Source organism: Rhodopila sp., from assembly GCF_965276935.1.
Classification (GTDB): Bacteria; Pseudomonadota; Alphaproteobacteria; order Acetobacterales; family Acetobacteraceae; genus Rhodopila.
The window spans coordinates 656,433-678,476 of sequence record NZ_CBDIBS010000003.1 but is presented as its reverse complement, the minus strand read 5'-3'; the positions used below and the strand labels follow the sequence as shown (position 1 = coordinate 678,476).

Genomic DNA, 22,044 nt, shown 5'->3' with positions numbered 1-22,044 from the left:
GTCTGGCGGATGTCGCGGGAGCGGCAGCAAGGTTCAGGTGTGCCGTGTTGACACCCATCCAGCCGACCGATCAACTAAAGTCGTTCCGGCCGATACCGGTGTTGACAGTAGAATGGCCCTGGCATTATGCGGACAGTACTTGCAATCCCTTCCATGCGGTTGACCGCCGCGAACCTGGTTGGATAGCCATGCTTCTGGTGGTCGATGCCGGCAACACCAACATTGTCTTCGCTGTCCATGACGGGTCGGGCTGGCGCGGTTCGTGGCGCATCCGCACCGACGCGCAGCGGACGTCCGATGAATATGCCGTCTGGCTCAATTCGCTGCTGACCCTGTCCGGCCTGAAACGTGACGAGATCGCCGCCGCGGTGATCGGCACGGTGGTACCCGCCGCGTTGTATCACCTGCGCCGCCTGTGCCGGGAGTGGTTCAGCGTCGAGCCGCTGATTGCCCGCGCCTCGCTCGACTGGGGCTTCGACATCAAGATCGACAACCCCAACGAGGTCGGCGCCGACCGGCTGCTGAACGCCCTGGCCGGTTTCCGCCAGTTCCGCTGCCCGCTGATCGTGGTCGATTTTGGCACCGCCACCACGTTCGACGTGGTGGACCAGACCGGCGCGTATTGTGGTGGGGTAATCTGCCCCGGCATCAACCTGTCGCTGGAGGCGCTGCACCAGGCCGCGGCCCGCCTGCCGCGGATCGGCATCGGCCGGCCGCAGTCGGTGATCGGCCGTTCCACCGTGCCTGCCATGCAATCCGGCATGTACTGGGGCTATATCGGGCTGATCGAGGGCCTGCTGAACCGCATCAAGATCGAATTCGGCAGTCCGATGAAGGTCGTCGCCACCGGCGGCCTGGCGCCACTGTTCGCCGAGGGCACGCTGCTGATCGAACATATCGAGCCTGATCTGACCCTGGATGGGCTACGGCTGTTGGCGGAACGCAACCCAGCCCCCACATTGCCCAGGGAGAAGACACGGCTGATTGAACCAGAGTAACGGAACGAACCTCGACATATGGACTCAGAAAACGGCGACCTGGCCTTCCTGCCGCTTGGCGGGACGGGCGAAATTGGCATGAACCTGAACCTGTATCGCTATAACGAGCCTGGCAAGGAACGCTGGCTCGCGGTGGATTGCGGCATCGGCTTCGGCGGCAGCGAGCATCCCGAGGTGGACGTGCTGATGGCCGATCCGGCGTTCATCGCCGACCGCCGCGACAAGCTGGTTGGGTTGGTGATCACTCATGCGCATGAAGACCACATTGGCGCCGTTGCCTGGCTGTGGCCGCGGCTGAAGTGCGCGGTGTACGCCACGCCGTTCGCCGCCGCGGTGCTGCGCCGCAAGCTGGCGGAGACCGGCCTGGTCAATCAGGTGCGGCTGCACGTCATCGCGCCGGGTGGCAGCATCGACCTGTCGCCGTTCAGGCTGCGCTTCATCCGCATGGCGCATTCCATTCCGGAAGCCCAGGCGCTGGTGATCGACACGCCGCTGGGCACCGTCCTGCATACCGGCGACTGGAAGCTGGACCCCACGCCGCTGATCGGGCCGCCATCGGACGAAGCCGCGCTGGCGGAACTCGGTGCCAAAGGCGTCCTGGCACTGGTCTGTGATTCGACCAACGCCATGGTGGAAGGCCATTCCGGCAGCGAACGGGACGTGCGCCGCAACCTGTCGGCGTTGATCCGCGACCTGTCCGGCCGGGTCGCGGTGACCTGCTTCGCCAGCAATGTCGCCCGCATGGAGTCGATCGCCCTGGCCGCGCGGGACGCCGGCCGCAGCGTGGCGCTGGCGGGCCGATCGCTGCGCAACATGGACGCCGCGGCGCGCGACTGCGGCTACCTGAAGGGACTGCCGCCGTTCCTGACGGAAGACGACATCGACGACGTGCCGGACGACAACATCCTGATCCTGGTGACCGGCAGTCAGGGCGAGCCGCGCAGCGCGCTGGCCCGCATTGCCCAGGACAACCACCCGCGGGTGTCGCTGGGGGAAGGCGACACGGTGATCTTCTCGTCCCGCGTCATTCCGGGGAATGAACGGGCCATTGGCACGGTGCAGGACAACCTGATCCGTCATGGCGTACGGCTGATGACGGATCAGGACCACATGATCCACGTTTCTGGCCACCCCGCGCGGGATGAGCTGCGCCGGCTGTATACGCTGGTCAAGCCGCGCTACGCGGTGCCGGTGCACGGCGAGTGGCGGCATCTGTCGGCGCATGCCGAACTGGCGCGGGAAGCGGGTGCCACGCCGTTCCTGCTGGAGGATGGCGACATCATCAGCCTGGCGCCTGGGCGGCCGGCGATCATCGACAGCGCCCCGGTCGGCAAGCTGGTGCTGGACGGCACCCGCCTCGTGCCGATGCACGGCGAGGTCATGTCGGCGCGCCGGCGCATGCTGTTCAACGGCCTGATCGTCGCCAGCCTCGCGGTCGACCAGGCCGGCACCATCCTCGGCCGGCCGCGCATCAGCGCGCCAGGGTTGCTTGACCCCGAGGACGTTGAAACCGATCGGGTCGCCGGGGAATTCCTCGACATCATGCGTGATTTGCCGGCCAACCTGCGGCGCGAGGACAGCGGCTTGGCCGAGGCGGCCCGCGCCGCCTTGCGCCGAGCATTGGGCCGGCGCCTGGGTAAGCGGCCGATGGTTGATGTGCACCTGATCCGAGTGTGAACCGAGATGAACTGGTTCACCGGCATCGTGGTGTTCGTCATCATCTGGTGGACGGCGTTGTTCGCGGTCTTGCCGATCGGCACGCGGCCGGTGCAGCAGGCGGACGCGGCCAGCGGCTGGCGCGGCACGCCGGAACACCCAAGATTACTGATGAAGGTTATCGTTACCACGATAGTCGCGGGCGTACTTTGGATCGCTGCCGATGCGCTGATCCAAAGCGACTACATCAGTTTCCGGCACGGTCTGTTCGCCGCGCCGGAATATTGATAATATAAGCTTTTTGCCACAGGTTCCACCTCGGGCAGGCGGGACGATATCCTCACCTGCCCGGGCGGTTGGCGTTTCCTCCCCAAACCTGACCCACCTACTAACCGGTATGTGGCCCAAGAGCTTGCTTAGACAAACTTCAGTGGCAAGTCACGGGCTTTGGTTGGGGTTTCCGCTGATAACGCGGAGTTTATTGCGCGCAATCGTTGTGCAACGCAGCAAAATTTCAAGGAAACGACAGGTTTGCTGTCAAATGCTGCGTCGCGGCATTTGTGCCTGGGCTGACAGCCGGCCGTCGCCATCCTGAACCAAGCCGCTGCCGTGGGTGCTCAACCGGGTAGCGACATTCGATCAAACGCGATACGAACCGGCGAACCGCACTTTCAACGGGAACCAATCGCGATGCGCCTGTCCCATGGCTTCATTCCCACCCTGAAGGAAACGCCTGCCGAGGCGCAGATCGTTTCGCACCGGCTGATGCTGCGGGCGGGGCTGGTGCGACAGACATCGGCGGGCATCTATGCCTGGCTGCCGCTGGGCCTGCGGGTGCTGAAGAACATCGAGCGGATTGTGCGGCAGGAACAGGACAACGCCGGCGCGCAGGAGATCCTGATGCCGACGATCCAGTCGGCGGAGCTGTGGCGGGAAAGCGGTCGCTATGAGGATTACGGCAAGGAGATGCTGCGCATCCGCGATCGGCATGAGCGCGACATGCTGTACGGCCCGACCAACGAGGAAATGGTCACCGACCTGTTTCGTCAGTCGGTCCGCAGCTATCGCGCGCTGCCGCAGATGCTGTATCATATCCAATGGAAGTTCCGTGACGAGGTGCGACCCCGCTTCGGCGTGATGCGCGGGCGGGAATTTTTGATGAAGGATGCCTACTCGTTCGATATCGATCGCGCCGGCGCCGTGATCAGCTATCGCAAGATGATGCTGGCCTATATGCGCACCTTCCAGCGGATGGGCCTGAAGGCGATCCCGATGGAGGCTGACACCGGCCCGATCGGCGGCGATCTGAGCCATGAATTCATCATCCTGGCCGCTACCGGGGAAAGCCAGGTCTACTACGATGCCGCGTTCGAGGAGATCGATTTCCTGTCATCCGGCGCCGGCGGATTCAGCCACGACAAGCCCGACGACCTGGCGCGGTTCTTCCAGGAGATGACCACCCACTATGCCGCCACCGACGAGAAGCACGACCTCGCCCGCTGGGACCAGGTGACGGCCGAACGCAAGCGGGAGGGCAGGGGCATCGAAGTCGGCCACATCTTCTACTTCGGCACCAACTACACGCAGGCGATGGGTGCCACCGTCGCCGGCGCGGACGGCAAGCCCGTTTACCCGGAGATGGGCAGCTACGGCATCGGCATCTCCCGGCTGGTGGGCGCGGTGATCGAGGCCAGCCACGACGATGCCGGCATCATCTGGCCGGACAGCATCGCGCCGTTCAAGGCGGCGATCCTGAACCTCAAACCTGGCGATGCGCCCTGCGACGCGATGTGCGAGACACTTTATGCGTCGCTGGCCGGCAACGCCCTGTATGACGACCGCGCTGACCGCGCCGGCGCGAAGTTCGCTGACGCCGACCTGATGGGCCACCCTTGGCAGATCGTCGTCGGGCCACGCGGCGCCGCTGCCGGGCAGGTGGAACTGAAGCGGCGGGCGACGGGCGAACGCATCGAGGTCACGCCGGAGGCGGCGCTGGCGCGGATCGGCTGAATGTTCGGCCCGTTCGAACGGATGGTGGCCGGCCGCTACCTGCGGGCGCGCAAGGGCGAGCGGTTCGTCTCCATCATTGCCATCTTCTCGCTGGTCGGCATCGCCTTGGGGGTGGCGACACTGATCGTGGTGACCTCGGTCATGAGCGGCTTCCAGCGGGAGCTCGTCGCGCGCATCCTCGGCGTCAACGGCGAGGTGACGATCGAGGCTTTCGCTGGCCAGAAGATCGACGATTATGCCGCACTGGTGACAGGCATCCGTGGCATTAAGGGCGTCGCATCCGCCACGCCGGTGCTGGACGGACAGGCGCTGCTGAGCACCGAAGGCGGCGGCGCCCGCGGCGGCCTGGTGCGCGGCATCAGCCTGGACGACCTGCGGGCGCTGCATCCGATCAGCGACCACATCGTCGCGGGCAGCCTGGCGAGCTTTACCGGTGATGATGCCATCGTCGTGGGGATCGGGCTGGCCAGCGCCTATCGGCTGCGGGTTGGGGATGCGCTGACGGTGATCTCGCCGGAGGGTGCCGCGACCGCGTTCGGCACCATTCCGCGCGTGCGCGCCTACAAGGTGGTGGCGATCTTCGATGCCGGGCTGAACGACTACAATACCGGCGTCGTCTTCCTGCCGCTGCCGGCCGCGCAGATCTTCTTCCAGAAGTCCGATGCGGTGACCGGAATCGAGATCAGGCTGAACAACACGGACGATGTCGGTGCGGTGGAACGCCCGCTGACGGCGCTGCTGCACGGCAAGCCCGTCTATGCCCGGGACTGGCGGCATGCCAACGACACCATCGTCGGCGTGCTGCAGGTGCAGAAGGACACCATGTTCATTGTGCTGGGCATGATCGTGCTGGTGGCCGCATTCAATGTCGTGTCGTCATTGATCATGCTGGTAAAGGACAAGCGCGCCGACATCGCCGTGTTGCGCACCCTGGGCGCCGGCAGCTTCGCCGTCATGCGCATCTTCCTGATGTGCGGCGCCTTCGTCGGCGTCAGCGGGACGCTGATCGGCACCGTCATCGGCGTGGTGTTCTGCCGCAACATCGTTGCCGTGCAGCATTTCGTGGAGCGGGTTACCGGCGGGCGGGTGTTCGACGCCTCGGTGTTCATGCTGAGCGAACTGCCGAGCGCCATTGACTGGGGCGATGTGGCGCGGGTGGTGGGGCTGGGTCTGGTGCTGTCGCTGCTTGCCACGCTGTATCCGAGCTGGCGCGCCGCCCGTACCGACCCGGTGGAAGCGCTGCGGCATGAGTGACCCGCTGGTGCTGCGGGCGGTCAGCCGGGTCTATCGCGGTGACGGCGGCGAGCTTGCGGTGCTGCGCGGCGCCGACCTGAACGTGCGCGTCGGTGAGATCGTGGCACTGGTGGCTCCGTCCGGTGCCGGCAAGTCCACCTTGCTGCATGTCGCGGGTCTGCTCGACCGGCCGGACGACGGGTCCGTGCTGATCGAGGGCCGCGATGCCGGGGGTTTGCCTGATGCCGCTCGCACCGCCGTCCGCCGCGACACGATCGGCTTTGTTTATCAGTTCCACCATCTGCTGGCGGAGTTCACCGCGCTGGAGAACGTCGTGCTGCCGCTGATGATCGCCGGGCGTCCGCGCCGGATGGCGGAGGATCGTGCCCGGTCGTTGCTGACGACGTTCGGCCTGGCATCCCGGCTGGGTCATCTGCCGGGGAAGCTATCGGGGGGGGAGCAGCAGCGGGTGGCGATCGCGCGGGCGCTGGCGAACCAGCCGAAACTGCTGTTGGCGGATGAGCCGACGGGGAACCTTGACGTGGCGACGGCCGAGGGGGTGTTCGCGGAATTACTGTCGATCGTGCGGGAGCAAGGGGTGGCGGCGCTGATCGCGACGCACAACCCGGAGTTGGCGGCGCGGATGGATCGGACGGTGACGTTGCGGGATGGGCGGTTGGTGTAGGCTGGTGCCCTTCGTCTCGCAACGCGAGGTACCTTATGCCAGCCAAATCGGTCGCGACTCATCATTTAGTTTGGAGGCAGCAGGCCCCGCCGATTCCGCCAGCTTCATGCTATATATCAGCGCAAGAATGAAGATGACCGATACCCAGAGACAGGCGTTCACATGACATCGTGGATGATCTTATCTTCTTGCTAATGTATTAATCGTTGGGGTTATGCTCATTGCATCCTGGATTGCCTGCGGTCGGACCCCAAGCGGTGCCGATATCCCGATGCAATGGGGTTTTGACCGTCGGCCAACGTGGTATGTGCCAAGGGACGTCGCACTTGTCTTAATACCGGTGATCGTAAGGTTATACTGGCCAGTTTGTTTTTTGCGCACCGAAAGCTGCTGTCGTTATAAATCACCGTGGCTTTAGTTTTTCCGGTGGTCCACCTTGTCTGGCTGCGTTACGCCTATCGCACCTGACGACAATCGATGCCGACCTGGAGGTCGAAAAGGAACCGCCTAGCAACGCCATCCGTTTGGCAAGGGTATGCAAGGAGACCGAGATGCCAACGCCGCAGGAACTCGAGACAAAATTCTGGAAGTCGCTTGAGTCGGATATGACGATGATGCTCGGCCTTGACGGGGTCGAGGATGGCCATGTTCGCCCAATGACAGCGCAGTTCGAGGGGGAGAAAAGCCCGATCTGGTTCTTCGCCGCCAAGGACAATGTGCTCGTTCAGTCCCTCGGGAAGGGTCATCGCGCGATTGCCACGTTTGCCTCGAAGGGTCATGACCTGTTTGCCAGCGTCCGGGGCAATCTGGCGCTCGACAACGACCGCGTCGTAATCGATCGGCTTTGGAATAAGTCCGTCGCGGCTTGGTATCCAGGCGGCAAGGATGATCCGAACCTGGCGCTGATCCGTTTCGATGCGGAGAACGCGGAGATCTGGGAGAGCGGGTCGAGCATTGTGGCGGGGATCAAGGCGCTGTTCGGCTCCGACCCGAAGAAGGACTATCAGGATAAAGCGGCGGAGGTATCACTGAGGTAACATGAGGCGATGCGGATGGATGTCGGCAGGTGACATGACATCATGAGACGGAACGATCCCGCGGACCAGTCAGCGAACGCAGGCCCAACCTCCCGCTGCATGTCGCGGGCAATCACCATGAGGTCTGTCGTATCCCGCGAGTCGCGGTCCACTGCTGGGATGATAATCACATAGCCGGGGCAGAGGGCTTTCATCAGTTTCTCGAGCGGCGGGCGCTCGGCGGTCATCAACTCAGATCGTCCGGGAACCCCGGCCCGAGCACTTGCTCCGTGCTGTACCCGATCTGGTCCAGTGGCACCCGTGGTGCCTCGTTATACTGTGCCAGCGCGATATTGTGCCAGCGCCTCAGCGACCAACGGACGAACGCGCCGCATCTCCCGCTGGATGACCGCATCGAGGTTTGCACGCAGGCTGGGGCTTTCCTCCAACGCCTCGTCGATGGCGGCGCGGGCACGTAATATGATCTAACGCCATTCGGCGCGTGGATCGGCCGCGGGAGAGGCTTGCAGCCTGGCGAGATGCTCGATGATGGTTCTGACATTGCCTGCCACCGCGGAGCGCTCCGACCGACCGACGCTTTCGATCTCTTCGATGATGTTGGGCCAGTCGATCGCGGTGTCATTCGGTCTGGTAGCGGCGGCATGTTGGCGCAGCAATTCAGCCTGGTTCTCGGACCATCTCAAGATGTCGGTGTCATAGTCGCTCATGCTGCCTCCTATCCCTCGGGATATAGCAGATTTTATGACAAGTGGCACGGATGGGCCGATCCCAGACGTGCGCGCGCTCGGTGTGAGTCGCTGGCGAGCAGCGTCTACAGCCGGCCCAAAAACGCCCGCACCTTCGCCGCGACCGTCTCCGCCGCCATCGCCACGGGGCCCGGAGCCGGCGAGGGGTCCGGCGTGGACGCCAGGCCATGGACATGGGCCGCGATATCCGCCCCCGCCGCCGGCAGCCGCAGCGCCGCCGCGTTCAGCGCGTGCTGCATCGAATTTGGCTGCCGCGCCGCCGATCTGGCGATCTGCGCCGGCCCAGGCGTGGCCTCGTTCGCCTGAACCACAGGCGGGCCATCGTTGCCGCCGTCCCCGGTCAGCGCCTCCAGCAGGTCGGGCGCCGCCGCGTCCCGCCTGGTCAGCGGCGGAAACCCGAACAGCCGCCCCAACGTGGCACTGATCGAGGTATGGTCGAACGGCGTCGGACCGTGCGGACGAATGACCGACCCAGGCTTGACATAGGAGGAGATGATCAGGGCCGGCACGCGCACGCCGAAGCTGCCAAAGTCGAAACCATCCGGCCGCAGGTCGTCGGGTGACACAGCCGGCGGCGGCGGCACATGATCATAACAGCCACCATGCTCGTCGTAGGTGACGATCAGCAAGGTGTTCTTCCAGCCTGGGCCGGTCCGCACGGCATTGTAGACCGAAGCGATCAGCGCATCCCCGTGCGAGACATCGTGCGGCGGGTGCTGATCGTTCGGCATCTTCCCAAGGACCGTGTCGGTGAAATAGCGCGGCTCGATAAAGCTGTAGGCCGGCAGGCTGCCGCTGGCGGCGTCGCGCGCGAAATCCTCCTCATAGTGATGAAAATGTGTCGGAATGTCGGTCCACAGCTTCGCCAGCGCAGCCGATTGCGGTATATCGTGGAAATACACCCGCCAGGTCTGCTTCACCGACTCCAGCCGGTTGAACACCGTTTCCATCCTGTACGGAAAATGCGTCGGCGCGTTGTTGATGTAACCGCCCGCCGTGGCGGCGTGGGTAAAGAACCGGTTCGGCCAGGTCTGGCATGGCGCCGAGGCGTGCCAGCGATCGGATACGCCAAAAGCACGCGCCAGGGTGCTCATCGCCGGCAACGCTTCGGGTGTGAAACAGTGCATCGTGGCGGCGGGATCGAACGGCGGATCGGTTGCCGACTTGTCCGGCGGCTGGCGCATGTAATTGTCGACAAAGCCCGACATGTTCGGGCCGCCGCTTGTCAGGCCATGGAGCTGCGTGTGGATGTCGTCGAACGACTCGCCAGGGTCGGGATCGGGAATGCAGGCACCCGCCTGCGTCAGGTCCGGCGACGTCCACGCCGCGGTCGTCTGCTGGGTCCCGTCCGCCTTGTGCCAGACGTTCCGCTCGGTGCCGGTCAGTCCGTCGAACCTGTCGTTGGACGGATAGAGCGTCCCCAGCATGCAGTCGAACGAGCGGTTCTCCAGCATCAGCACCACGACATGCCTGATGTCCATGATCTTGTGCCCCCCTCAGGCCTGATGAGAGCCGCAATCCGCGCCGTTTGTCCACTGCAGATTGGCGGCAACATCCGCCTCGCCCGGCTTGCCGGTCGCAACCAGATCACGCAGCATTGGGAAGGAGGCCGAACGGATGCCGCAGCGGAAACCCCATATCGCCATCATCGGCGCCGGCATCGGCGGCCTGGCCGCCGCCGTCTGCCTGCGCCGTGTCGGCATCGACGTGCGCATCCATGAACAGGCGCGAGGCTTCATCCGGCTGGGTGCCGGCATTCAGCAGGCACCCAACGCCGTCCGCGTGCTGTTCGCGCTGGGGCTGCGGGACAAGCTGCTTGCCCAGGCCTTTCAGCCTGACAGCAACGACTCCCGCGACCACGACACCGGTGCCCTGACCAACTCGTTGCCCCTCGGCCAGTCGGTCCGTGACCGCCATGGGGTGCCCTACTTCCTGATGCACCGCGGCGACCTGCACGCCATGCTGGCGGACCTCGTGCCGGACGACGTCATCCGCCTGAACCACAAGCTGGCCGGTCTGGACCAGGCGCCGAACGGCATGGTGCGGATGATTTTCACCAACGGCGAGACAGCCGTGGCGGATGCGGTGATCGGCGCCGACGGCGTGCATTCCGTGGTGCGGGATCTCATGTTGGGCGCTGAACAGCCACGCTATACCGGCCGGGTCGCCTACCGCACGGTGTTTCCGACCGCTCGGCTGAACGGGCTGCCGGTGGAGCCCTGCGTCAAGTGGTGGGGCCCAGACCGACATATCGTCAGCTATTTTGTCAACCCGCGGCGCGACGAGCTATATTTCGTCACCAGTACGCCGGAGCCGGAGGCGTCGGTCGAATCTTGGTCCGCCAAAGGCGATCTGGCCACACTGCGCGCCGCTTACGACACGTTCCATCCGCAGGTTCGCGGCATCCTCGCCGCCTGCCCGGATGTCCACAAATGGGCGTTGGTCGAGCGGGACCCGCTGCCGCGCTGGGTGGAGGGCAACGTGGCGTTGCTCGGCGACGCCTGCCACCCGATGACGCCGTACATGGCACAGGGCGCCTCCACCTCGATCGAGGATGGTGCCGTGCTGTCGCGCTGCCTGGACGGCGTGGACCGCGACGGCGTGGGTGACGCGCTGCGCCGGTATGAAGCCACGCGCCGGCCACGGACATCGCGCATCCAGCAGACTTCGGCACAGAACACCTGGCTGCGTGAACCGCACGATGCCGACTGGGTTTATGGCTACGACGCCTGGACAGTGCCGCTGGCGGACTGATCCGACGGCCGAGGCTTGGTGTAACGACCCCCGCGGCGTGGCGGGAACCGAATACTGGAATGCCGTCGCCGTTAATCCCATTATACGTCCAAAACGGTTTTTCGACGTCCTCGGTTAAACCTTGAAGACTCCCGCCACGTTCGCTTCCCGTCAGCGCTTACCCCGCATACGATGAACATCCAACTGCTTCAAGAACGTTCATCTTTCATCGTACTAAAACTGTAACATGGGGGAGCACCAACATGACCCGGCGCCACGATGCTCGCCATACGACGCCACGCGGCCGTTCCAGGGCTGCTCGTCCCGCGACACCGTCCGCGCAACCCACCGTCGTGAACAATGTCACATCGGACCCGCAGGACGAGCCACGTTTCGCCCAGCCGGAGATCACCGCCGACCCGGCCGAGTTCCAGATCAAGCACAGCTCCGACTCCGCCGCCTATAAGGTGCTGGACGCCATGGCACGGGCGCATGAACTGCGGCCGATACCGTTTCCCGCGGCGCGCGGCGGGGCGGAGCCGGTGCTGACGTTCGCCCAGATACTGGGCAGCCATGGCGCCGACGCGACACGCCAGGTGACCGACGCCGGCCGCTTGGTGTTCCACTCCGTCGGCGACACCGGGAACACGCGTGGGCCGTCCCTGCAGGACGAGGTCGCAGCGATTTCACCGACGAACCGGCGGATCGGCCCAGGTTCTACTTTCACCTTGGCGACGTGATCTATAACTTCGGCGAGGCGCGCTACTACTACGACCAGTTCTATGACGCATACCGCAACTACCCCGCGCCGATCGTGGCGCTGGCCGGCAACCATGATGGCATGGTCGCGCCGAACACCGAAGCGGCCTCCTTGGATGCCTTCCTGCGCAACTTCTGCGGCCGAGACATTCGAGATTGCTCCGGAGGCGGGTGGCCTGGACCGCACGACGCAGATCCAGCCTGGCGTCTATTTCACCTTTGAAGCGCCGTTCGTGCGCATCCTGGCGCTGTACAGCAACGCGCTGGAAGATCCCGGCGTGATCTCCAGCCATGGCGGCGAATTTCCCGAACTGACCGACGTCCAACTGACCTACCTGCACACGGCGCTGGAGCGGGTGAAGTCGGAGAATTTTTCCGGCGCAGTCATCATCGCGCACCATCATCCAGCCTACACCATCGCGGGCGAGCGCGGACATGGGTCGAGCACCGACATGCGCAAGCAGATCGATGCGATCTGTCAGGAGGTTGCAATCTGGCCGCATGCCGTGCTGTCGGCGCATGCGCACAACTACCAGCGCTATACCCGCACCATGGCGGACATGCAGATCCCCTACCTCATTGCCGGCGGCGGCGGACACAGCCGGCCGCAGAAGCTCACTCGCGCCAACCAGCCTGCCCTGCGCACGCCGCTGACGATCGCAACCGATGCGGACATGGTGGTGCTGGAGAACTATGACGACACCGATACCGGCTACCTGCGCATCGTCGCCACCGCGCCGCAGCTTCGGATCGAGTATCACCCCTCCAGCGACTCCAATGTCGCCAAGACGCCGGACGATCAGGTCACGGTCGACCTCGCGACGCGCAAGATCGTTCATTTCACCGGGTAAGGCCCTGGTTCCTGGTGATGGCCTGGCGTGTCCGCGTCGCTACGATGGCGGATGGGCTGCGCCGGCGCGCCTCACCTTCCCGCGTTCGGCATGGTCCGAGCGGTTGCATCCGTGTATAGGCAGGTCATCCTGAACCTGGACGGCGCCACCCGTCCGCCCATTGCCGCACGGAATTGCCATGAACGACGTCGTCACTGATGCCCCGCCCGATTACCGCGACACGGTGTTCCTGCCGCAGACCGGCTTTCCGATGCGCGGCGATCTGCCGAAGAAGGAGCCGCAAATCCTGGCGAAGTGGGACGCCATGGACCTTTGGGGCAAGCTGCGGCACGCCGCGGCCGGTCGGCCGCTGTTCATCCTGCACGACGGGCCGCCCTACGCCAACGGCAACATCCACCTGGGCACGGCGCTGAACAAAATCCACAAGGACATGATCAACCGCACCCGCCAGATGGCGGGCTACGATGCTAACTACGTCCCCGGCTGGGACTGTCATGGCCTGCCGATCGAGTGGAAGATCGAGGAGGAGTATCGCAGGAAGAACAAGGACAAGGACATGGTCCCGATCCTGGATTTCCGCGCCGAATGCCGTGCCTACGCCGAACATTGGCTGGCGGTGCAGGCGAAGGAGTTCCGCCGCCTGGGTGTCGAAGGCGATTTTGCCGGCCGCTACGCCACAATGGACGCGGCCTCGGAAGCGGCGATCGCGTCAGAGATCTGCAAGTTCCTGTTGAACGGCGCGCTGTATCGGGGCCTGCGCCCGGTGATGTGGTCGCCGGTGGAAAAGACCGCCCTCGCGGAAGCCGAGATCGAGTACCACGACCACACGTCCGCGACGATCTGGGTTCGCTTTCCAGTGATCAAGCCGTCGATCCCAGCGCTGGGCGGCGCTTCGGTGGTGATCTGGACGACAACGCCCTGGACGATGCCTGGGAACCGCGCCGTCGCCGCCGGGGCCGACTTCGACTACGCCGTCGTCCAGGTGGATGCGGTCGCCGACGGCTCGCTGGCGCGCGTCGGAGAGAAGATCGTGGTCGCCGCCGCGCTGCTGTCCGCCGTGCTGAAGGATGCCGCGATCAGTGGACATACGGTGCTTCAGGTGGTCAAGGGAACGGATCTGGCCGGCACGGTGATGGCGCACCCGCTGCGTGGCGCGGCAGGGGCCGAGGGAGGCTACGACCAGGACACGCCCCTGCTGTTGGCGGACTTCGTCACCACGGAGGCCGGCACCGGCTTCGTCCACATCGCGCCTAGCCACGGCGACGACGATTTCCTGCTGGGCCGAGCCAATGGGCTGGACGTGCCGGAGACAGTGGGCGACGACGGCACGTTCAACCCCTGGGTGCCGCTGTTCGCCGGCGTGCATGTCTACAAGGCCGCCGACCCGGTCGCCGCCGCGCTGACCGAGGCGGGCACGCTGCTGGCGCGCGGCTCGATCCGCCACTCCTATCCGCACTCCTGGCGGTCACGGGCGCCGCTGATCTTCCGCGCCACGCCGCAGTGGTTCATCCGGCTGGATGGGCCGGAACGTATGCGTGACAAGGCGCTCGCCGCGATCGACGCGACGCATTTCGTGCCGGACCAGGGGCGCAACCGCATCGGCTCGATGGTGGCCACGCGCCCCGACTGGTGCGTCAGCCGCCAACGCGCCTGGGGCGTGCCGATCCCCGTGTTCGTCGAGAAGGCGTCCGGTCAGGCGCTGCGCGATCCCGCCGTGGTTGCCCGGATCATCGAGGTGTTCGAACATGAGGGCGCCGATGCATGGTATGCGTCGCCGGCGTCCCGCTTCCTCGGACCGGACTACAACCCGGACGACTACGAGCAGGTCAGGGACATCGTCGACGTCTGGTTCGAATCCGGTTGCACCCACGCCTTCGTGCTGGAAAAGCGTGGTCTGCCCTGGCCGGCGGACCTGTATCTGGAAGGCTCCGACCAGCACCGCGGCTGGTTCCAGGCCTCGCTGCTGGAAGCCGTGGGGACGCGCGGGCAGGCGCCGTTCAAGGCGGTCGTGACGGACGGCTTCGTCAATGACGAGCACGGCCGCAAGATGTCGAAATCCCTGGGCAACGTGGTTGCCCCGGAGCAGGTGGCCAAGCAATATGGCGTCGACATCCTGCGGCTTTGGGTGATGATGTCCGACACTACGCAAGATCTGCGCATCGGGCCGGAAATCCTCAAGCAACAGGCGGAACTGTATCGCCGCCTGCGCAACACGCTGCGCTGGGTGCTCGGCAGCCTGGATGGTTTCTCCGAAGCCGAACGCCTGCCGGTGACGGAGATGCCGGAACTCGAGCGCTGGGTGCTGCACCGCCTGACCGAGATCGATGCGAGGTTCCGCGCCGCGGTCGAGTCTTATGACTGGTCCGGCGTGTATCCCGATCTGCATAATTTTTGTGCCGTCGATCTGTCGGCGTTCTATTTCGACATCCGCAAGGACGCGATCTACTGCGATCGCCCTGACAGCGTGCGACGCCGAGCCGCTCGCACGGTGCTGGACCACCTGCATCGCGGCCTGTGCACCTGGCTCGCACCGGTGCTGTGCTTCACGGCGGAGGAAGCCTGGTGCGCCCGCTTCGGCCCACCTGCTTTTGGCGACGACGCCAGCGTGCATCTGGAACTTTTCCCGGCGCTGGCCGCCACTTGGCACGACAAGGCCCTGGCGGCGAAATGGGAGACAATTCGCAGCATCCGCCGCCGCATCACCATGCCGATCGAGGAAGCCCGCAAAGCCAATGCGATCGGTTCATCGTTGCAGGCCGCGGTGGAGCTGCCGCTCAACGCCGCGCACGAAACCTTACTGGACGCCGCCGCATGGGCCGAGATCGCGATCGTCTCCTCCGTCAAACTCGTTCAGGACACGGGCGAACCCCCAGCGAGGGTCACGCCCGCGCTCGGCGCGAAGTGCGCCCGCTGCTGGCGGGTTCTGACGGAGGTCGGGACCCAGGCGTCGCACCCGGCCTTGTGCCTGCGCTGCGTGGACGCGGTCGAGTCGGGACTGGTATCCCGGCCAGCGGCGTGATGCGGTCGATCGAGAACCGGCTGAACTGGGACAAGCGAGGCCTGGCGGCATCTGGTCTGGTGCCGCTTGGCCTGCTGACCGCCTTGATCGTGCTGGCCGCTGATCAGGCGAGCAAATGGTGGGTTCTCAATATCCTGGATCTGCCGCGGCTGCGGCAGGTCGTCCTGCTGCCCGTGCTCAATCTGACCATGGTCTGGAATCGTGGCGTGACGTTCGGCCTGCTGAACGGCTTTGGCTCATGGGGCCATATCCTGCTGGCAGCCGTTGCCCTGGCCGTGGTGGCTGGGCTGTGTCTATGGCTGCGGCGGGCGGAAAGCCCGCTGGTTGCCGCCGCGATCGGCGCGATCGCCGGGGGCGCGGTGGGCAATGTCATCGACCGGCTTCGGTTTGGCGCCGTGGTCGACTTCATCCATGCCCATATCAACAGTCCATGGGGCGAGCTATCCTGGTACGTCTTTAATGTCGCCGACGCGGCGATTGTTTGTGGGGTGGCCGTCCTGATCATCGATTCGCTGGGATCAAGAAAGCAGACGCGCCGGTCTGCCTGATGGCGCCATGATCACGTTTTTGTAGCGACGGGATGACGATGTGAATCTCCGGGCGCGTAAGATCGCTGAAATGCCCAGTCCATCCGGATTATTGGCTTATCCCCAGCGGCTTGCGGTCGCGGACGACCGGCCTGGCCCGGGCGTTCCCGACTCCTCGGTTTTTTCGGACGCGGCGTCATTGAAATCGGTGGCCAAGAAGAATTGGGGCGTGACGTTCCTCGCCCTGGGCCTGTTGCTGGCGTCCTCCGCCCTGGTTGGCTGGCTTATCTGGGACTTGCGCCATATCAGCCTGATCGAGGCGACGGAGCAGCACATCCGGCTGGCGGACCGCGGCGCCGCCATCCTGTCCAAGGATATCGAGATCGATGACCTGCTGATGGACACGATCCGCATCAGCCTGGAAAACCCGCGGGTCGCCGATCTGGCCAAGGATGCCCAGCACGCCGCCTTGTTCGACAACATCGGCAACTACGGCGGGATCGGTGAGATCATGGTTACTGATGCGACCGGGCGGGTTGTGCAGTCCTTGAATCCGCACGGCACCTCACATGCCGGAATAGCGCAGCGGCCATATTTCAAGGCGCACCGCGATGGGGGCGGCCTTGGGCTGCAAATTTCCGGGCCGCTTACCAATCCGTTCACCGGCGCGCCAATGATGGTCCTGACGCGGCGCCTGCAGGATCGGACTGGCGCCTTCACGGGCATCATCCTGGCCAGCGTCCGGATTTCCTACCTGCGGACTATCCTAAGCCGCATTGATGTCGGGCCGGACCGCATCGTGACGGTAATGCGGTCGGATGGGCATATCATCGTTCAGGCCCCAGGCCAGCCGGCGTCCGCCCTGGGTGACGCGGCAACCGATCAGGCCTTGATGACCGCCGCCGCGCGGATGTGGTCAGGCACATTCATCGCCCGTTCCGCGGCCGCTTCCGGACAGGAACCGGTCGAGCGCCTGTATGCCTATCGCGTGCTGGACAACGCGCCGCTGGTGCTGTCGGTCGGCACCGCGATGTCGGATGTCCTGGCGCACTGGATATCAACCGCCTGGCTGATCGGTATCGGCACGACGTCCCTGTATGTCATGGCGATCGGCCTGTCCCTGGCGATCAACCGGGAACTGCGTCGCCGCCGGATGGCGGAGCGGCAGGCGCAGCTATCGGAACGGCACTTGCGCGCCACGATCGAATCGATCGAGGACCATGCGTTCTTTCTGCTCGACCGGCATGGCCGGGTGATGGCGTGGAACGGTGGTGCGCAGGCGATGCTGGGATATACGGCGGGCAACATCATCGGCCAAATGGTTGACGTCCTGATGGTATCCCCCGCGGTGTTGCAGGGGGAGCCGAAAGCACTGGCGGTCAGCCAGGCGGCCGGCCGCTGGGAAGCGGAAACCGAATGCCGGCGTTACGATGGCACCACGTTCTCGACCGCCATGACGCTCTGCGCCATTGTCGAGCCCGACGACGTTCCGGTCGGACACGCTGTCATCATCCATGACCTGACCAACCGGAACCGGCTCGAACGCCGTGTGCGCTTCATGGAGCGCATGGATGCGATCGGCCAGGTCACATCCGGTGTCGCGCACGACTTCAACAATCTGCTTCAGGCGCAGATCATGAGCCTGGAGCTGCTGCAGGAGCGGATGGATCCGACCAGCGTCGAGCGGGAATTGTCCGACGTGGCGGTGAACGCGGCGGAGCAGGCGGCGCGCCTGACCGACCAGCTTCTGGCCTTCTCCCGCCAGCAAAGGCTGCATCCGACCCGGGTCAACCTGGACGAACTGCTCGTCTCCGTCGTGTCCCTGGCTCAACATACCGTCGGCCCGAATATCCGCCTGTGTCCGTTCGTTGCATGCACGCTGCCGCCAATCTCCGTCGACTCGGCGCAATTGCAGACCGCGCTGCTGAACCTGATCATCAATGGCAGGGACGCGATCGCCGGCAGCGGCGTGATCACCCTGCATGCCCATCCCGCCGATCCCGCGGCGGACCCGCCAGTCGGCAGCATGTCGGCGACCGGCTTCATCATCCTGGCGGTATCGGATACCGGCTGCGGCATGGATCAGGCGACCACCGAACGGGCGTGCGAGCCGTTCTTCAGCACCAAGGGCGCGCAAGGCTCGGGACTGGGCCTGTCGATGGTGCAGGGCTTCGCCCGGCAAAGCGGCGGCGACATCCGCATCACCAGCATGCCGAACCGCGGCACCAGCGTACAAATCTGGCTGCCATGCGTCATATCCGCGGAGGAGACGGAGAACGGCCCTATGCCGCGTTCGCGTGCGCGGGCGGGTCATATCCTGCTCGTCGATGATACACCGGACGTACTGCTTGTGCTGGCCGCCTTCCTGCGGGGTGCCGGTTTCGCGGTGACCCAAACCGGCCATGCCCGGGAGGCGCTTTGGCACCTGCGGCGCGACACGGACTTCACAATGATGGTGTCGGACTTCCTCATGCCTGGCATGAACGGCATGGATCTGGCGCATCAGGCGCGTCAGTCACGACCGGATTTGCCGGTGCTGATGATCAGCGGCTTTGCCCATTCCGACAGCCTGAGCGACCTGCCTGCCGGCTTTGCCTTGCTGCGCAAACCGTTTCGCAAGGAAGACCTGCTGGCCGCGGTGAGCAGTCTGTTGCCACCGACGGCGGATGCGGCGGACGAAACCCCGGCCTCCGGTTCCGCTGGACCGCCTGACGCCGGCGCGGTAGTGGAAGGCCCATCATGGCACGCACCGCCGACCTTACCCGAGCGACCGCCGAAACCGACATCAGCGTGACCCTGGACCTTGATGGGACAGGCCGCGCCGACATCGACACCGGGATCGGGTTCCTCGACCACATGCTCACCGCGCTCGCTCGGCATGGCCTGTTCGACCTGACGGTTCGGGCCGCCGGCGACCTTGACATCGACTTCCATCACACCACCGAGGATGTTGGCATCGTCATCGGCACCGCCATCGCCCGCGCGCTGGGCGACAAGCGCGGCATCCGCCGGTTTGGCCATGCCCTGATCCCGATGGATGAGGCCCTCGCTGATGCGGCGGTCGATCTCTCCGGCCGGCCGTTCCTGGTCTGGAACGTCGAGTTCCAGCGGCCAAAGATCGGCGAGATGGATACCGAGCTGTTCGAGGAATTCTTTCGCGCACTCGCGTTCAATGCACTGATCACGCTGCATGTCACGCGCCGGGCAGGGCATAACGCGCATCATGTCGCGGAGGCGTGCTTCAAGGCGGTGGCGCGGGCACTGCGGACGGCGGTGGAGACTGACCCGCGGATCGGCGATGCCATTCCGTCCACCAAGGGGGCGCTGTGAGACTGTATGGGGCGCACCTGAAGGCAGACGCCGAACCCGTGCTGGTGCGGGAAGGCTTTTCCTGGGGCGCCTTCCTGTTCGGTCCAATCTGGCTGGCGGCGCATCGCGCGTGGATCGCGGCGGCGATCAGTCTGGCCGGCTTTGTCGTGATCGCCGCACTGGCAACACAGCCGCTTGGCCTGATCCTGGGCTTTGGCCTCGCTGTCGGGCTTGGCCTGATTGGACATGATCTGCGTGTCTGGTCGCTGGAGCACAAAGGTTATCTGCTGGTGCATGTCGTGGCCGCGCGCGGAGCGGAGGAGGCGCTGCTGCGCCTGCTGACGAACCGCCCCGACCTGGCCCAGCGGTATGGTGCGGGCGCCTTGTGATGAAGATTACAGTAGATACCTTGTGATGAAGATCACAGTGGGTACCTTGTAATGAAGATCGCGGTGGTGGATTACGGCAGCGGCAACCTGGCCTCCGCCTCTCGCGCGCTGGCACTGGCGGCGGAGCGGGCGGGGCTCGATGCCACCGTTGACGTCACCGCCGATCCGGACGCGGTCGCCGCGGCCGACCGGATCGTGCTGCCTGGCCAGGGGGCGTTCGCTGACTGTGCCGCCGGTCTGGACGCCGTGGCCGGCATGCGTCAGGCAATCGAGACCGCGACGGCCGGAGGAACGCCGTTCCTGGGCATCTGCGTCGGCATGCAATTGATGGCGGAGCGTGGGCTGGAACACGCGGTCAATGCCCCATTTGGGACGCCCGGTTTCGGCTGGATCAAAGGCGACATCACGGAAATGCCGGCGCTCGGCCTGCGTCTGCCGCAGATGGGTTGGAACGGACTGGACTTCGCTTCTGGCGTGCATCCGCTGCTGCAAGGCCTGGAACCAGGCGACCACGTCTATTTCGTGCATAGCTATGCCCTGACCCAGGGTGTGCCGCATGAGACCATCGCCACCACCGACTACGGCGGCCCGGTGCCGGCCATCGTCGTTGCCGGCAACCGCGCCGGCACGCAGTTCCATGTCGAGAAAAGCCAGGATGTCGGCCTTCGCATCCTGAGCAACTTCCTTCGCTGGTCACCCTGACCGATGTCGGGACCGACCCCCACGCCTGGCGAGCCGGATCTGTTCGTCGAGCACCTGGAGCGGTTCACTGACCAGGACCTGCACGCGCTGTGCGAGGCCACCGACGCCGCCATCATCGACGGCGGCGGCTTTGGCTGGATCAATCCGCCCGGCCGGCGCGCGCTGGAGACGTATTTCCGCGGCGTCATGCTGGTGCCGGAACGTGACTTGTTCGTCGCGCGGTTAAACGGCGACATCGTCGGCTCCGCCATCCTGGCCCGGCCGCCGCGCAACAACGAAGCCCAGGCCTTCGCGGCGCACCTGATGCATTCCTACATCGCGCCGTATGCCCGTGGTCACGGATTGGCACGCCTGCTGACCGAGGAGGTGGAGGAGCGCGCGCGCGAACTTGGCTACCATGTGCTCAATCTGGACGTCCGGGAAACCCAGGCCCCGGCGATCCGGTTATATGAATCCCTCGGCTATATTCGCTGGGGCGAGCATCCGGAATACGCGCTCGTTCGTGGCAAGGCGACGCACGGGTTCTTCTACTACAAGCGGTTGCGTCCCCGGAAGGGCACCTCCGGTCAATGACGGCGCTGACGATCTATCCGGCTATCGACCTGAAAGACGGTGAATGTGTCCGTCTGCGGCGCGGCGACATGGCGCAGGCGACGGTCTATTCGTCCGATCCCGGGGCGCAGGCGAATGCCTGGCAGGCCGCCGGGTTCGCCTGGCTGCACGTTGTCGATCTGAATGGCGCCTTCGCCGGCAGGCCGGTCAATGCCGGCGCGGTGCGGGCCATCCTGGACAATGTCGGTGTGCCGGTGCAACTCGGCGGCGGCATTCGCGACATGGCCGGTATCGCCGCCTGGCTGGACGCCGGCATTCATCGCGTCATCCTGGGCAGCGCCGCGGCCAGGAATCCGCCGCTGGTGCTCCAGGCCTGCAAGCAGTTCCCTGGCCGGATCGCCGTCGGCATCGATGCGCGCGACGGCCTCGTCGCCACCGAGGGTTGGGCAACAACCTCCGCTATGCCGGCGGCCGAGCTTGGCCTGCGGTTCGAGGACGCCGGCGTCGTCGCGATCATCTACACCGACATCGGCCGGGACGGGATGCTGAGCGGCCTGAACCTGGAGCAGACGGTTGCCCTGGCGAACCGCTTGACCACGCCGGTGATTGCTTCCGGTGGTGTCGGTTCACTTAATGACCTGATCGCCTTGAAGCAGGCCGCGCATGGCACCCGCATTGAAGGCGTGATCATCGGCAGGGCGCTGTATGACGGGCGCGTCGAAGCAGGGCAGGCGTTGGCGTTGTTTGCCGCCTGATTCTGGATGACTCAGGTATTGATCCGCACTTTCCGACCTTAAACCAAGGTTTCGCCGGATATTTCTTGCATCCCGGCTGTCCG

The 22,044-nt window shown here is 65.0% G+C and carries 19 protein-coding genes and 1 pseudogene; 18 read left to right on the top strand and 2 right to left on the bottom strand.

What is annotated here, in order from left to right; translation table 11 throughout:
• Positions 1 to 188 precede the first annotated feature (188 nt).
• From ACQY4S_RS10895 to ACQY4S_RS10865, 7 genes are all read left to right on the top strand, one after another.
• On the top strand, positions 189 to 998 hold the full coding sequence (locus tag ACQY4S_RS10895; RefSeq protein ID WP_428485221.1) for a type III pantothenate kinase: 810 nt from the start codon (positions 189 to 191) through the stop codon (positions 996 to 998).
• Between the two features lie 18 nt (positions 999 to 1,016).
• A complete protein-coding gene (locus ACQY4S_RS10890) occupies positions 1,017 to 2,675 on the top strand; it encodes a ribonuclease J (protein ID WP_428485220.1) in 1,659 nt (552 codons plus the stop codon).
• A gap of 6 nt (positions 2,676 to 2,681) precedes the next feature.
• Positions 2,682 to 2,942 carry a DUF1467 family protein gene (locus tag ACQY4S_RS10885; RefSeq protein WP_428485219.1) on the top strand — a complete coding sequence of 87 codons (261 nt, stop codon included), beginning with the start codon at positions 2,682 to 2,684 and terminating at the stop codon, positions 2,940 to 2,942.
• A 402-nt stretch (positions 2,943 to 3,344) separates the two neighbouring features.
• Positions 3,345 to 4,664, top strand: coding sequence for a proline--tRNA ligase (proS, locus tag ACQY4S_RS10880; protein WP_428485218.1), 1,320 nt, complete (start codon positions 3,345 to 3,347; stop codon positions 4,662 to 4,664).
• Entirely contained in the window at positions 4,665 to 5,918 is a 1,254-nt protein-coding gene (locus ACQY4S_RS10875) for a lipoprotein-releasing ABC transporter permease subunit (RefSeq protein WP_428485217.1), read from the top strand. It abuts the gene before it with no gap.
• Positions 5,911 to 6,582: an ABC transporter ATP-binding protein gene (locus tag ACQY4S_RS10870; RefSeq protein ID WP_428485216.1), complete on the top strand. Its 672-nt coding sequence runs from the start codon at positions 5,911 to 5,913 to the stop codon at positions 6,580 to 6,582. The genes ACQY4S_RS10875 and ACQY4S_RS10870 overlap by 8 nt, the downstream gene beginning before the upstream one ends.
• 551 nt (positions 6,583 to 7,133) lie before the next feature.
• The gene (locus ACQY4S_RS10865) at positions 7,134 to 7,619 is read left to right on the top strand and encodes a pyridoxamine 5'-phosphate oxidase family protein (protein ID WP_428485215.1); all 486 of its coding nucleotides are present in this window, start codon (positions 7,134 to 7,136) and stop codon (positions 7,617 to 7,619) included.
• A gap of 464 nt (positions 7,620 to 8,083) precedes the next feature.
• Here ACQY4S_RS10865 and ACQY4S_RS10860 read toward each other — a convergent pair whose 3' ends face one another.
• Both ACQY4S_RS10860 and ACQY4S_RS10855 read right to left on the bottom strand, forming a co-directional pair.
• Positions 8,084 to 8,326 carry a DUF29 family protein gene (locus ACQY4S_RS10860; protein WP_428485214.1) on the bottom strand — a complete coding sequence of 81 codons (243 nt, stop codon included), beginning with the start codon at positions 8,324 to 8,326 and terminating at the stop codon, positions 8,084 to 8,086.
• A 104-nt stretch (positions 8,327 to 8,430) separates the two neighbouring features.
• Positions 8,431 to 9,846 carry an alkaline phosphatase family protein gene (locus tag ACQY4S_RS10855; protein ID WP_428485213.1) on the bottom strand — a complete coding sequence of 472 codons (1,416 nt, stop codon included), beginning with the start codon at positions 9,844 to 9,846 and terminating at the stop codon, positions 8,431 to 8,433.
• Between the two features lie 136 nt (positions 9,847 to 9,982).
• Between ACQY4S_RS10855 and ACQY4S_RS10850 the strand changes: the two genes are divergently transcribed.
• From ACQY4S_RS10850 to hisA, 11 genes and pseudogenes are all read left to right on the top strand, one after another.
• Positions 9,983 to 11,119, top strand: coding sequence for an FAD-dependent monooxygenase (locus ACQY4S_RS10850; RefSeq protein ID WP_428485212.1), 1,137 nt, complete (start codon positions 9,983 to 9,985; stop codon positions 11,117 to 11,119).
• Positions 11,120 to 11,361: 242 nt separating this feature from the next.
• On the top strand, positions 11,362 to 11,838 hold the full coding sequence (locus tag ACQY4S_RS10845) for a hypothetical protein (protein ID WP_428485211.1): 477 nt from the start codon (positions 11,362 to 11,364) through the stop codon (positions 11,836 to 11,838).
• The gene (locus tag ACQY4S_RS10840; RefSeq protein ID WP_428485210.1) at positions 11,835 to 12,080 is read left to right on the top strand and encodes a hypothetical protein; all 246 of its coding nucleotides are present in this window, start codon (positions 11,835 to 11,837) and stop codon (positions 12,078 to 12,080) included. The genes ACQY4S_RS10845 and ACQY4S_RS10840 overlap by 4 nt, the downstream gene beginning before the upstream one ends.
• Positions 11,974 to 12,708: a metallophosphoesterase family protein gene (locus ACQY4S_RS10835; protein WP_428486296.1), complete on the top strand. Its 735-nt coding sequence runs from the start codon at positions 11,974 to 11,976 to the stop codon at positions 12,706 to 12,708. The genes ACQY4S_RS10840 and ACQY4S_RS10835 overlap by 107 nt, the downstream gene beginning before the upstream one ends.
• A gap of 178 nt (positions 12,709 to 12,886) precedes the next feature.
• Positions 12,887 to 15,727 (top strand): isoleucine--tRNA ligase, encoded by a 2,841-nt coding sequence (gene ileS / locus ACQY4S_RS10830; RefSeq protein ID WP_428485209.1) that lies wholly within the window; start codon positions 12,887 to 12,889, stop codon positions 15,725 to 15,727.
• On the top strand, positions 15,727 to 16,275 hold the full coding sequence (gene lspA, locus ACQY4S_RS10825) for a signal peptidase II (protein ID WP_428485208.1): 549 nt from the start codon (positions 15,727 to 15,729) through the stop codon (positions 16,273 to 16,275). Before ileS ends, lspA begins: the two co-directional genes overlap by 1 nt.
• A gap of 187 nt (positions 16,276 to 16,462) precedes the next feature.
• On the top strand, positions 16,463 to 19,048 hold the full coding sequence (locus ACQY4S_RS10820; protein WP_428485207.1) for an ATP-binding protein: 2,586 nt from the start codon (positions 16,463 to 16,465) through the stop codon (positions 19,046 to 19,048).
• The gene (gene hisB / locus ACQY4S_RS10815; protein WP_428485206.1) at positions 18,994 to 19,584 is read left to right on the top strand and encodes an imidazoleglycerol-phosphate dehydratase HisB; all 591 of its coding nucleotides are present in this window, start codon (positions 18,994 to 18,996) and stop codon (positions 19,582 to 19,584) included. The genes ACQY4S_RS10820 and hisB overlap by 55 nt, the downstream gene beginning before the upstream one ends.
• Positions 19,581 to 19,952: a DUF2628 domain-containing protein gene (locus ACQY4S_RS10810; protein ID WP_428485205.1), complete on the top strand. Its 372-nt coding sequence runs from the start codon at positions 19,581 to 19,583 to the stop codon at positions 19,950 to 19,952. Before hisB ends, ACQY4S_RS10810 begins: the two co-directional genes overlap by 4 nt.
• A gap of 51 nt (positions 19,953 to 20,003) precedes the next feature.
• Positions 20,004 to 20,654 (top strand): imidazole glycerol phosphate synthase subunit HisH, encoded by a 651-nt coding sequence (hisH, locus tag ACQY4S_RS10805; RefSeq protein WP_428485204.1) that lies wholly within the window; start codon positions 20,004 to 20,006, stop codon positions 20,652 to 20,654.
• A gap of 3 nt (positions 20,655 to 20,657) precedes the next feature.
• Positions 20,658 to 21,961, top strand: a pseudogene (gene hisA, locus ACQY4S_RS10800) (1-(5-phosphoribosyl)-5-[(5-phosphoribosylamino)methylideneamino]imidazole-4-carboxamide isomerase).
• Positions 21,962 to 22,044 lie beyond the last annotated feature (83 nt).

Coding starts and splice junctions, on each gene's coding strand:
- ACQY4S_RS10890 (WP_428485220.1), top strand. CDS start 1,017: ATGGACTCAGAAAACGGCGACCTGGCCTTCCTGCCGCTTGGCGGGACG.
- proS (WP_428485218.1), top strand. CDS start 3,345: ATGCGCCTGTCCCATGGCTTCATTCCCACCCTGAAGGAAACGCCTGCC.
- ACQY4S_RS10845 (WP_428485211.1), top strand. CDS start 11,362: ATGACCCGGCGCCACGATGCTCGCCATACGACGCCACGCGGCCGTTCC.
- ACQY4S_RS10860 (WP_428485214.1), bottom strand. CDS start 8,326: ATGAGCGACTATGACACCGACATCTTGAGATGGTCCGAGAACCAGGCT.
- ACQY4S_RS10875 (WP_428485217.1), top strand. CDS start 4,665: ATGTTCGGCCCGTTCGAACGGATGGTGGCCGGCCGCTACCTGCGGGCG.
- hisB (WP_428485206.1), top strand. CDS start 18,994: ATGGCACGCACCGCCGACCTTACCCGAGCGACCGCCGAAACCGACATC.
- ileS (WP_428485209.1), top strand. CDS start 12,887: ATGAACGACGTCGTCACTGATGCCCCGCCCGATTACCGCGACACGGTG.
- hisH (WP_428485204.1), top strand. CDS start 20,004: ATGAAGATCGCGGTGGTGGATTACGGCAGCGGCAACCTGGCCTCCGCC.
- ACQY4S_RS10870 (WP_428485216.1), top strand. CDS start 5,911: ATGAGTGACCCGCTGGTGCTGCGGGCGGTCAGCCGGGTCTATCGCGGT.
- ACQY4S_RS10885 (WP_428485219.1), top strand. CDS start 2,682: ATGAACTGGTTCACCGGCATCGTGGTGTTCGTCATCATCTGGTGGACG.
- ACQY4S_RS10855 (WP_428485213.1), bottom strand. CDS start 9,846: ATGGACATCAGGCATGTCGTGGTGCTGATGCTGGAGAACCGCTCGTTC.
- lspA (WP_428485208.1), top strand. CDS start 15,727: ATGCGGTCGATCGAGAACCGGCTGAACTGGGACAAGCGAGGCCTGGCG.
- ACQY4S_RS10850 (WP_428485212.1), top strand. CDS start 9,983: ATGCCGCAGCGGAAACCCCATATCGCCATCATCGGCGCCGGCATCGGC.
- ACQY4S_RS10895 (WP_428485221.1), top strand. CDS start 189: ATGCTTCTGGTGGTCGATGCCGGCAACACCAACATTGTCTTCGCTGTC.
- ACQY4S_RS10865 (WP_428485215.1), top strand. CDS start 7,134: ATGCCAACGCCGCAGGAACTCGAGACAAAATTCTGGAAGTCGCTTGAG.
- ACQY4S_RS10835 (WP_428486296.1), top strand. CDS start 11,974: ATGCCTTCCTGCGCAACTTCTGCGGCCGAGACATTCGAGATTGCTCCG.